This window comes from Myxococcales bacterium (genome assembly GCA_016717005.1).
GTDB lineage: Bacteria > Myxococcota_A > Polyangia > Haliangiales > Haliangiaceae > UBA2376.
The window spans coordinates 52046-63371 of sequence record JADJUF010000028.1; the positions used below are offsets into that span (position 1 = coordinate 52046).

Annotated in this window: 10 protein-coding genes; 6 read left to right on the forward strand and 4 right to left on the reverse strand. The window is 73.3% G+C overall.

Annotation, left to right across the window (positions count from 1 at the left end; translation table 11 throughout):
* Positions 1 to 37 precede the first annotated feature (37 nt).
* The 3 genes from IPL61_22665 to IPL61_22675 all read right to left on the reverse strand — a co-directional run bounded on the left by IPL61_22665 (position 38) and on the right by IPL61_22675 (position 3977).
* Positions 38 to 340, reverse strand: coding sequence for a hypothetical protein (locus IPL61_22665; GenBank protein MBK9034036.1), 303 nt, complete (start codon positions 338 to 340; stop codon positions 38 to 40).
* A 146-nt stretch (positions 341 to 486) separates the two neighbouring features.
* Complete coding sequence (locus tag IPL61_22670; GenBank protein MBK9034037.1) at positions 487 to 2010, reverse strand: DUF362 domain-containing protein; 1524 nt, start codon at positions 2008 to 2010, stop codon at positions 487 to 489.
* Between the two features lie 35 nt (positions 2011 to 2045).
* Complete coding sequence (locus tag IPL61_22675; GenBank protein MBK9034038.1) at positions 2046 to 3977, reverse strand: AAA family ATPase; 1932 nt, start codon at positions 3975 to 3977, stop codon at positions 2046 to 2048.
* Between the two features lie 192 nt (positions 3978 to 4169).
* Between IPL61_22675 and cysK the strand changes: the two genes are divergently transcribed.
* Complete coding sequence (gene cysK, locus IPL61_22680; protein ID MBK9034039.1) at positions 4170 to 5150, forward strand: cysteine synthase A; 981 nt, start codon at positions 4170 to 4172, stop codon at positions 5148 to 5150.
* 94 nt (positions 5151 to 5244) lie between these two features.
* Here cysK and IPL61_22685 read toward each other — a convergent pair whose 3' ends face one another.
* Complete coding sequence (locus IPL61_22685) at positions 5245 to 5478, reverse strand: hypothetical protein (protein ID MBK9034040.1); 234 nt, start codon at positions 5476 to 5478, stop codon at positions 5245 to 5247.
* Positions 5479 to 5576: 98 nt separating this feature from the next.
* Between IPL61_22685 and IPL61_22690 the strand changes: the two genes are divergently transcribed.
* The 5 genes from IPL61_22690 to IPL61_22710 all read left to right on the forward strand — a co-directional run.
* Positions 5577 to 6032: a hypothetical protein gene (locus tag IPL61_22690; GenBank protein ID MBK9034041.1), complete on the forward strand. Its 456-nt coding sequence runs from the start codon at positions 5577 to 5579 to the stop codon at positions 6030 to 6032.
* Positions 6033 to 6117: 85 nt separating this feature from the next.
* Positions 6118 to 7968 (forward strand): long-chain fatty acid--CoA ligase, encoded by a 1851-nt coding sequence (locus IPL61_22695; protein MBK9034042.1) that lies wholly within the window; start codon positions 6118 to 6120, stop codon positions 7966 to 7968.
* Positions 7969 to 7995: 27 nt separating this feature from the next.
* Positions 7996 to 9291, forward strand: coding sequence for a DUF4010 domain-containing protein (locus tag IPL61_22700; GenBank protein ID MBK9034043.1), 1296 nt, complete (start codon positions 7996 to 7998; stop codon positions 9289 to 9291).
* Positions 9292 to 9570: 279 nt separating this feature from the next.
* Positions 9571 to 11184: a polysaccharide biosynthesis protein gene (locus IPL61_22705; GenBank protein MBK9034044.1), complete on the forward strand. Its 1614-nt coding sequence runs from the start codon at positions 9571 to 9573 to the stop codon at positions 11182 to 11184.
* On the forward strand, positions 11181 to 11326 hold a 146-nt coding region (locus tag IPL61_22710), incomplete at its 3' end, for a hypothetical protein (GenBank protein MBK9034045.1). The genes IPL61_22705 and IPL61_22710, both read left to right, overlap by 4 nt.

The window sequence follows — 11326 nt, forward strand, 5'->3', positions numbered from 1 at the left end:
GGAGCCGGACCCGGAGTCGGAACCGGAGTCCCCGGACTCAGCGGCGCCGGTGGCTCGTCGGCGCGGGCGGCGGCGGGAGCACCAGCGGTGCGCGGCGGGCCAGGTCGGCGGACAGCGCCTGGCGCTGCTGGAGGCTCTCGACGATCGCGCGGGTCCGCTCGAGATCGCGCAGCTGCCGGCGGAGATCTTGATCGGACCGGCGCAGCTCCTCGGCCTGCGCGCGCATGCGCTCGAGCTGGGGATAGCGCGGCCGAGTCGAGCGTCCCAGCAAGCCGATCGCCGCCAGCGACGTGACCACGACGCCGAGCCACAGCACGATCTTCGCCGTGGCGATGGCCATCACGCTGGTGCGCCGGGCGGCGTGCCGGGCGATCGCGCCGGCGCGCGCGGCCTCACCGGCGACGCCGTGGACGCGCGCGCGGCCGGGGCAGCGGAGCCATGCGTCGATCGTACGCGCGGCGCTGCGGCTTGCAACCCAGATCCTGCTCAGGGCTTGCCGGTCGTGCGCGCCATCTCGGGCGCGGCCTGGCCCCGGGCCGCGAACGACCCGTTCTCCTGGTAGTGCTTGCGCTGCAGGCGATTGAGGAAGACGCGCGAGCGCCAGCCGAGGTAGCCGCGGGCGAAGGTCGAGACCTGGCGCGGGTCGGTGTACGGGTTCTTGAGGCCGCCCACGGACACCAGCGCCAGCACCTGCTCGGCCACCGAGACCGGGCAGCCCTCGAGCCGCATGTGCGAGTCGTTGCGGGTGGCGGCCGTCTTGGCGGTGGTGGTCGCGAGCTTGGCGAAGATGTCGTCGTGGTGGGCGTGGTGCGGATCGAGCGTGCTGCGGTCCTGGTACTTCGAGCGGATCTGCACCAGCTTGCCTTGGAGCTGCCCCGACCACTCGGCGCAGTCGCCGATGAAGATCACCTTCTCGCCGGGGCCCGCGGCGATCGGCCCGTCGTACTTGCCGAACACGACGTGCATGCGCGGCATCTTGGCGTCGGTCTCGGCGTCGTAGACGCGCAGGATCTCGATCGCCTCCTCGATCGCGCCGGGGCAACCGCCCCAGCAGTAGTCCGAGTGCTCGGGCTCGGGCGGCGGCCCGGCGTAGGCGGTGATGCTGGTGCCCTCGAAGTACTTCTCGACCCGGATCAGGCCGACCTTGAAGCCGGCGGCCTTGGCCCGGGCCTCCTCGAAGGTGACGTCGCCGGTGATCTTGATCTTGGCCAGGTCGGTGGTGCCGAAACCGTTGTCCTCGGCCAGGCGGACGTGGTCGATCGAGCGCGGATCGAGGCCGATGATCGCCGCGCACACCGCGTCGAACGCGACCTGGCTGTTGCCCATGATGATCAGGCCCAGGTCGAACGGCGTCGGCGTCAGCATCCGACCCTCGCCGGCGGTGATCGCGTCGATCGCGATGAACTGCGGCTGGATGATGTACTGCAGGTCGGCGATCTTCTCGTTGAGCTTGTGGTCGTGGTCGATCAGCCGGTGGCGATCGTCCTGGATGCCGATGTAGTTCTTCATCGAGAACGTCACCGTCGTCCACGGGTGCGCCTTGAACTTGGGCATGTTCACGAAGAAGTCGGCGCGGGCCACCGGCTCGGGCGTGAACAGGTAGTCGCGCAGCCGGGTCGGGTGCGACAGCGGGATCTCGACCTGCTGGGTCTCCTCGAAGCAGTAGCGCTTGACCTCGCCGACCCGGGCGATCGCGTCGTCCCAGCCCGACTGCTCGAACGCCAGCCGGGTCGGCACGGTGATGCCGCAGCGCTCGCCGACGGCGAGCTCCTCCATCGAGCCGGCGCCGACGTCGCGCAGGGCCTTGAGCATGGCCTCGCCGCACTCCGGCCGCGTGAACGCGTACGGGAACATCTCGCCGGCCGCGACCAGGTTGGGCTTGACCAGGGTCCGCCCGAACGGCCGCAGGGTCAGCTCCTCGAGCCCCTCGCGGTAGATGCGGCGGAGCTGCTCGACGTCGTAGTCCTTGCAGGCGCGGATGATGACGCGCGGCTCGGCGGGGATGCGCATGGGCGCGAGTGTAGCGCCGGTTCATCGACCGCGGGTCAATAGGCGTCCACGAGTTCGCCGTCGTCGGCCCAGGCGCTGCCGTGGGCGCCGAGGTCGTCGAGCGCGGCGACCAGCGCCTGGTAGTACGGGTGGCCGCCCAGGGTCGCCGAGTCGCCGACGATCAGCAGGAACCGGCGGGCCCGGGTCAGCGCGACGTTCATGCGCCGGGTGTCGGCCAGGAAGCCGATCTCGCCGTCGGCGTTCGAGCGCACGGTGTCGAGCACGATCGCCTCCTTCTCGCGGCCCTGGAAGCCGTCGACGGTGGCGATCTCCAGGCCGGCGGCGCGCTCAGCCGCGAGCAGCGCGCGCAGGCGCCGGACCTGGGCGTCGTAGGCCGCGATCACCGCGACGTCGGCGGCGGCCAGGCCGCGCCCGAGCAGGCGGCGCACCTCGGCCGCGACCCGGTCGGCCTGCTCGGGGTTCCACGTCGACGGGTCGCGCCGATCGGCGTCGCGCTCGTCGGGCCCGCCCTTGCGATCGGTCCAGTCCTTGCCGGCGGTGTCGAGCAGCCACAGCGCGGAGCCGCGCGCGGGGTCGTCGGTGACGCCGAGGTCGGCGAGCGTGTGCGCGACCACCGCCGGCGCGGCCACCAGCGCGCCGCCGTACTTCGACGCCGAGGGGAACGCCATGATGTCGGCGTGCATGCGGTGCTGCTGCACCAGCATCGGCGCGCCCGCGGCGGCGGCGAGGCGCTCGAACAGCGTCGTGCCCAGCCCGGCGCGGGCGGCGTCGACGTCGACCACGGTCGGCGGCAGCTGGTGGGGATCGCCGGCCAGGATCGCGCGCGCGCCGCGGGCCAGCGCCACCAGGGCCAGCGGGTCGGGCGCCTGGGTCGCCTCGTCGATGATCACCAGCGGGAAGGTGCGGTCGCCGAGCGCGTGGTGATCGGCGCCGGCGCAGGTCGCGAGCAGCACCGGCGTGGTCGCGAGCAGGTAGGTCTCGGTCTCGGCCAGCGCCGCGCGGGCGTCGCGCTCGAGCCCGCGCACCTCGGCCCAGCGGGCGCGCGCGTCGGCGCCGTGGCTCGCCAGCGCGGCGCGGCGCTCGGTGTGGGCGCGGTCGCTCAGCTCGCGCGCCAGCCGGGCGCCGTCGGAGCGGGCGACCAGCGCGTCGAGGCTGCGGGCCTCGAGCGCCGGCGCGATCCGGGCCGGGTGGCCCAGCCGGACCACCGCGACGCCGGCGTCGACCAGGCGCTCGCCGACGTTGTCGACCGCGGTGTTCGACGGCGCGGTCACGAGCACCTGCTCGCCGGCCGCGACCGCCTGGCGGATGATCTCGACCAGCGTCCGGGTCTTGCCGGTGCCGGGCGGGCCGTGGATCAGGGCCACGTCGTCGGCGCGCAGCGCCCGGTCGATCGCGGCGCGCTGGGCTGGATCGAGGTCGGCGTCGTGGGCCGTCCACGGGTGGATCCGCTGGGCCGTGGCCGGCTGCTCGCCGAGGAGCACGGCCAGCATCCGGCGCAGCGGCGCGGTCGGCTTGGCGGCGCGGGCCCGGACGATCGCGCGGTCGCCGCGGTCGAACGTCGACTCGGGCGCCTCGACGTCGAGGTTGCACCCGGCCTCGAGCACGAGGTCGGGCAGGTCGCCGGTGACGACCACGATCAGCTCGCCGCGCTCGGGCCGCGCGATCACCCCGCGCACGGCCTCGGGCTCGGTCGGGGTCTGGCGCCACAGCACGATCGGATCGCCGGGCGCGAGGCGGATGTCGCCGAGGTCGACGTGGCGCGGGGGCTGCAACCACGCCCGGGTCCGGCCGCCCGCGGCCGGGCGGACGTCGGTGACCGTCAGGTTCGCCAGGGCGATCCCGCGGGCGACGCGGGTGGTGAGCGTGGTGCCCTCGCGCTCGGCCCGGTGGCGCGCCCGCGCCGCGGCCCGCTCGGCGCGCCACAGCTCGGCCAGCCGGACCAACCAGGCGTCGACGGCGTCGTCCACGGCCCCGAGCGTAGCGCAGCCCGCGGCGACTTTTTTCGGCCGGGACCGTCACGTTTCGGACCGCGCCGTCGTCCCGGGGGCAGGAGGTGTCAGCGCGCCCCCGCGGGGCGTGCCCGTCGGGGGGGGCGGAGGCCCGCCCCTGCAATCCGCCGCTTGCCATCGCGTCCGTTATAACGGATACTGCCCGGCACCATGCCGATCTTCGAGGACAACTCCCGGTCCATCGGGCGCACGCCGCTCGTCCGGATCAACCGCATCACCGCCGGCGCCGCCGCCACCGTCCTCGCGAAGATCGAGGGCCGAAACCCCGCATATTCGGTGAAGTGTCGCATCGGCGCGGCCATGGTCTGGGACGCCGAGGCCGCGGGTCGGCTCGGCCCGGGCAAGGTCATCGCCGAGGCCACCAGCGGCAACACCGGCATCGCGCTGGCGTTCGCGGCGGCGTCGCGCGGCATCCCGTGCGTGCTGACCATGCCCGACACGATGAGCCTGGAGCGGCGCAAGGTCCTGGCCGCGCTCGGCGTCAAGCTGGTGCTCACGCCGGGCGCCCAGGGCATGAAGGGCGCGATCGCCCGGGCCGAGGAGCTGGCCGCGGCCGAGCCCGACACCTACGTGCTCATGCGGCAGTTCGAGAACCCGGCCAACCCGGCGATCCACGCGCAGACCACCGGCCCCGAGATCTGGGACGACACCGACGGCAAGGTCGACGTGCTCGTGGCCGGCGTCGGCACCGGCGGCACGATCACCGGCGTGTCGCGGTTCTTCGAGCAGACCAAGGGCCAGCCGCTGCACTCGGTCGCGGTCGAGCCGACGCACTCGCCGGTCATCAGCCAGACCCGCGCTGGCGAGGAGGTGAAGCCCGGGCCGCACAAGATCCAGGGCATCGGCGCCGGGTTCGTGCCGAAGAACCTCGACCTGGCGCTGGTCGACGAGGTCGCCCAGGTGACCAACGACGAGGCGATCGCGATGGCCCGTCGGCTCGCGAAGGAGGAGGGCATCCTGGTCGGCATCTCGTGCGGCGCGGCGATGACCGTGGCCGACCGCCTGGCGCGCGAGCCGCGCTTCGCCGGCCAGACCATCGTCGTGATCCTCCCTGACACCGCCGAGCGCTACTTCACCGGCGTGCTGTTCGAGGGCATGTTCGACGAGGTCGTCAACCAGACCGCGATCTGACGCGCGGCCGGGCGCCCGCGGCCTCGACGGCCCCGCCGCGCCGCGCCGCGCTTGGACCGCGCCGCGGCCTCGCGAGCCGCCGCGGCGCTGAGCCTCAGCGGCCCGGGCGCGCGACCGCGTCGGGCAGATCGGGCGTCGCGATCCGCGGCCGCGCGATCGCGGCGCCGACGGCGGACAGCGCGATCGGGAACGGCAGCACGAACCCCGTGGCGAGCGCGCCGATCAGGATGACCATGCGCTCGGAGCTCATCACGATCGTCGCCAGGATCGTCGTGGCCGCGAGCGCCAGCCAGCTCATCGCGATCTGGCCGACGGTCGCGTCCGGCACCAGCCGGATCGTGACGGCGCCGCCGACCACGAGCGCGGCCAGGCCCCCGAGGATCGTGAACGACTCGGTCCCGACCCCCGGCGCGGCGGAGCAGGGCGATGGTCACCATCGCCGCGGCGACGACCGCGAGCTGCACGAACCCGGCCGCGGCGGTCCGCGCGAGCGCCGCCGGCAGCCGGGCGCCGAGGGTCGCGCTGGCGGCGGTCGCGGCCAGCGCCAGGGCGAGCGTCGCGAGTTCCTGGGACGCCAGCGCCGGCGCCGACAGCTCGGGCAGGGCCTCCATGCCCAGCACCACGCCGCCCGCCAGCGTCGCCGCGGCCACCAGCAGGATCGTCGGCACCGTCGGCAGCACCCGGGCCGCGACCGCGCCGCCGATCAGGCACCCGGCCACGAGCGCCGCGCCGCGCAGCACGTCGTCGTCGAGCGAGCGGCCGATCAGCTCGTGCAAGAGCACGAGCACCGGCGCCGTCGCCCACGCGACGGCGCCGAGCAGGATCAGGACCGCCGTGGCGGTGGCCGCGGCGCGGGTGGGCTCGCGCATCGGTCAAGCGTAGCACCGCCCGCGGCCCGGTCGCAGGTCGCCCGCGGCCCCCGGCGATTGCCACCCGCGGCGTCGGGGGGCAAGATGCCCGCGGAACCATGGCTACCTCGACCGCGCCCGAGTCGTTCACCCGCACCACCACGTCGATCCCGGCGCTGTTCCTCGAGCGGATCAGCAAGACGCCGGACCGGGAGGCCTACCGCTACCCGGTCGGCGACGACTGGCGGGCGCTGACCTGGCGGGCGGCCGGGGTCCGGGTCAAGGCCATCGCCGCGGGGCTGCTCAGCCTCGGCCTCGCGCCCGAGGACCGGGTCGGGATCCTGTCGAGCACGCGCTACGAGTGGATCCTGATCGACCTCGGCGTCCTGTGCGCCGGCGGCGCGACGACGACGGTCTATCCGTCGTCGACCGCCGAGGAGTGCGCGTACATCCTCCACGACTCGACCAGCCGGTTCGTGTTCGCCGAGGACGCCGGCCAGGTCGCGAAGCTGCGCGGCCACAAGGCCGCGATGCCCGGGCTGGCCAAGGTCATCCTGCTCGACGGCACCCCCGACGCCGCCGACGGCGACTGGGTCATGTCGCTGGCCGCCCTCGAGGAGGCCGGCGCTGCGCACCTGGCCGCGACCCCGAGCGCGGTCGACGACGCCACCGCCGGGATCAAGCCCGACCACCTCGCCACGCTCATCTACACCTCGGGCACGACCGGCAAGCCCAAGGGCGTGCGCCTGGTCCACGAGTGCTGGGCCTACACCGCCGACGCGATCGCCGCGGTCCAGTTCATCACCGACGCCGACCTCGAGTACCTGTGGCTGCCGCTGTCGCACAGCTTCGGCAAGGTCCTGACCTCGGGCCACCTCAAGGTCGGCCACACGATGGCGGTCGACGGCCGCATCCCCAAGCTCATCGACAACCTCGCGATCGTCCGCCCGACGATGATGGCCGCGGCGCCGCGCATCTTCGAGAAGGTCTACAACAAGGTCGTCCAGGGCGCGAAGGACGCCGGCGGCATGAAGTGGCGGATCTTCCAGTGGTCGATCGGCGTCGGCAAGCAGGTGTCGGCCCTGCGCCAGCAGGGGCGCGAGCCCGGCGGCCTCCTGGCGATCAAGAACTCGATCGCCACCAAGCTGGTGTTCTCGAAGCTGCAGGCGCGCTTCGGCGGGCGCCTGCGCCTGTTCGTGTCGGGCTCGGCGCCGCTGTCGCGCGAGATCGCCGAGTTCTTCCACGCCGCCGGCGTGCTGATCGTCGAGGGCTACGGGCTGACCGAGTCGAGCGCGGCCAGCTTCGTCAACCGGGCCACCAAGTTCAAGTTCGGCTCCGTCGGCCTGCCGATGCCGGGCACCGAGGTCAAGCTGGCGCCCGAGGACCACGAGATCCTGCTGCGCAGCCCCGGCATCATGCGCGGCTACCACAACCTGCCCGAGGAGACCGCCGCGACGCTCACCGACGACGGCTGGCTCAAGACCGGCGACATCGGCGAGCTCGACGCCGACGGGTTCCTGCGCATCACCGACCGCAAGAAGGACCTGATCAAGACCAGCGGCGGCAAGTACGTCGCGCCCCAGCACATCGAGGGCAAGATCAAGGCGGCGTGCCCGTTCGTGTCGCAGGTGATCGTCCACGGCGACCGGCGCAACTTCTGCTCGGCGCTGATCACGCTCGATGAGGAGAGCCTCAAGAAGTGGGCGGAGGGCGCGGGCCTCGCCGGCAAGTCGTACGCGCAGCTCGCGGCGTCGCCCGAGGCCAAGGCGCTGCTCCAGACCTACATCGACGGCGTCAACCGCGAGCTCGCCAAGTGGGAGACGATCAAGAAGTTCGCGATCCTCCCCGCCGACCTGACGGTCGAGGCGGGCGATCTGACGCCGAGCCTCAAGGTCAAGCGCAAGGCGGTCGAGAAGAAGTACGCGCCGGTGCTCGACGAGATGTACCAGGGCGCGATGGCCGACGTGTGAGCGGCGGCGCGGGGTAGGATCGCCGCGATGGACACCGCCCCGCTGGTCGAGGCCCTCTACGCCATCGGCATCGGCCTGGTGGTCGGGCTCGAGCGCGAGCACAGCGAGGTCGCCGACGGGCTCGCGGCCGGCGACATCCCGGCCGAGCACCAGGGCCGCGCGATCGCGCAGCCGGCCGCGGGCGTGCGCACGCTGGCGCTCCTGTCGCTGACCGGCTGGCTGCTGGCGTACCTCAGCGACCGGATGGTGTGGATCCTGCCGATCGGGATGATCGCGGTGGCCGCGGTCGTGGCCGCGCAGGTCATCGTCAGCCGCGGCTCGGGCATGACCACCGAGGTGGCGGCGCTGGTGGTCCTGCTCCTCGGGGCGGTGGTCCACGTCGACCGCCCGCTAGCGATCGCGCTGTGCCTGGGCACCGCGATGCTGCTGGTGTCCAAGCCGTGGATGCACGGCTTCGTCGCCAAGGTCCGGCGGATCGAGATCACGGCGACCCTCCAGCTCCTGTTGCTGGTGGCGATCGTGCTGCCGCTCTTGCCGACGGAGGCCCAGGATCCGTGGGGCGCGCTGCCGCCGCGCAAGGTCGGCACGTTCATCGTGCTGATCGCCGGCGTCCAGTACGTCGGCTACGTGCTGACGCGCTGGCTGGGCGCGGACCGCGGCGCGGGCCTGGCCGGCCTGGTCGGGGGCCTGACCAGCTCGACCGCGGTGACCGTGTCGATGGCCCGGGCGGCCCGCGCCACGCCCGAGCTGACCGTGCCCAACCAGCTCGCGACGTTCCTGGCCAACACCGTCATGCCGATCCGGGTCGCGGTGATCGCCTGGGCGATCGACCGCGAGGTCGGGTGGCGGGTGGCGCTGGCGCTGGCGGCGATGGCGCTGACCCTGCTGATCGCGGCGCTGGTGACCTGGCGTCAGGCGCGCCAGCAGGCCGCGACCGAGCGCGCGGCGATCGAGCTGAAGAACCCGTTCGAGCTGTGGGGCGCGATCGGCTGGGGCGCGATCCTGTGCGGCGTGCTGCTGGCGGCGCACTTCGCGACCGAGTGGTTCGGGCACCTGGGCCTGTACGTCGCGGCGGCCATCAGCGGGATCACCGACGTCGACGCGATCACCCTGGCCGCCGCCGACGGGGGCAAGGCCGGCACGATCGCGCCGGCGTGGGCCGCGCTGGCGATCACGATCGCCGCGGTGTCGAACACGATCGCCAAGGGCCTGATGGCCTACTTCGGCGGCGGGCGCGGCTTCGGGCGCCGGATCGCCCTGGTCTTCGCGATCGCGGTGGTGGTCACGGTCGCGACCGCGCTCGCGAGCGTCGTCCTGACCTGAACCTCGCCGGGTTCGTCGCCGAACCCAGGCAGGTGCAGGGGGCGCTCCGAGGTCCGAGGGCACGTCCGGCTCACGTCGGCACCTCGGGCACGCCCTGCCGAGCCTCCTCTCCGAGGCTCTCCGAGGCGCGAGGCTCCCGGCGCGTGGACCGGTGCTCGACCGAAACCGTGACAGCCCCTGAGCCACCGTTGCCGGGCCGTCGCTGCGCGCGCGGGCTCGCCGCGGCGCGGCGATGGCGCAGAAATTGCCCCGCCGGATCGCCCGTGGTACCCGGGGACGATGGCCGAGTCGGAACCCGCGCCCGCCCCCAAGGCCACTGGGGCCGGCCGCGGCGTCATCTACATCGCGTTCGCGAAGCTGTACTTCATGGTCGCGGGGGCGCTGATCGAGTTCCGGCTGCCGGTGATCCTGTCGCGCGTGATGTACGGCGCCTACGGCGTCGTCAGCTCGTTCGTGTCGCCGGTGAACAACGTCATGGTCACCGGCTCGATCCAGGCGGTGTCGCGCTTCACCGCGCAGCAGCCCGAGACCGCGCGCCTGGTCGAGGCCGCGGGCCTGCGCATGCACCTCTACGTCGGCCTGCCGACCGCGATCCTGTTCATCGCCGGCGCGCCGCTGGTGGGCTGGGCCATGGGCGACACCGCCAAGATCGGCCCGATGATGCTGGCCGGTGTCATCGTCGCGATCTACGCGTTCTACGCGGTGCTGATCGGCACCGCCAACGGCCTGCGCCAGTTCAACAAGCAGGCCGGCCTCGACGTCACGTCGGCGACCTTGCGGGCGGTCGGCATCCTCGGTCTCACCGCCGCCGGGCTCGGCATCTACGGCGCCTACGGCGGCTGGGTGGCGGCGGCCGGCCTGGTCATGCTGATCGCGACCGTGGTCGTGGGCCTGCCGCCGGCCGGCGCCCGCGGGCCCGAGGCCCGGGCGCTGGTCAAGCCGATGGTGCGGTACTTCGCGAAGGTCGCGGTCTACCTGGCGCTCCTGAACATGATCATGTTCGTCGATCAGATCCTGCTGAAGATCCTGACCGCCGGCTGGTACCGCGATCACGGGCCGGCCCTGTCGGCGACGATCGATCGGGTGCTGCCCGCCGCCCGCCACGTGACCGGCTTCGCGGTCGATCCCAGCAACATGTCCGACGTCCAGGTCGCGTACTACCGCGCGGTCCAGAACCTGGCGCGGCTGTCGTACCAGGCGATCATCGCCGCGACGTTCGTCGTGTTCCCGCTGGTGTCGAAGTCGACCTTCGACGACGACAAGGACAGCACCCGCCGCTACATCAACGTGACGATGCGGTACTCGCTGATCTTCGCGACCGCGCTGGCCGTGGTCATGGCCGCCAACCCGCGGCCGCTGCTCGACATCCCCTACGCCGACGACTACGCCAGCCTGGGCGCGCCGGCGCTGATGGTGCTGGCGCTGGGCAACGTGGCGTTCTCGCTGTTCGCGATCGCCGGGACCATCCTCAACGGCGCCGGCTTCACGCGCGACGCCATCGTCGGCGCGGCGGTGACGCTGGCCGTGGCCGCGATCGGCAACCTGATCGCGATCCCGCTGTGCGACCCCGGCGCCCAGGTGCTGGTGGTGGCGGCGTCGGTGACCGGCGCCTCGATGGTGATCGGCGCCGGCATCAGCGGCTGGTTCCTGTACAAGCGCCTGGGCGCGTTCCTGCCGGTGGCGACGCTGGCGCGGGTCGGCCTCGCGGTCGCGGTGGCGATCGGCGTCGGGCGCGTCATCCCGTTTTCGAGCCCGCTGGCGACCCTGGCCGAGGCCGCGGTGGTCGGCGTGGTGTTCCTGGCGGTCCTGATCGTCACCCGCGAGCTCGGCAAGGCCGACCTCCGGTCGATCGTCGCGGTCCGCGCCAAGCGCGGCCAAGGGGGAGACTCATGAAGCGCGCGAGCGTCGTGGTGCTGATCGGGCTGGCGGCGTGCGCGCCGCCGTCGAGCCGAGGCTGGGCCCTGGCCGACGCGGCCCGGACCTACAACGAGGGCCTGCGGTGGGAGCGGTTCGAGGCGGCCGCGTCGGTGGTGCC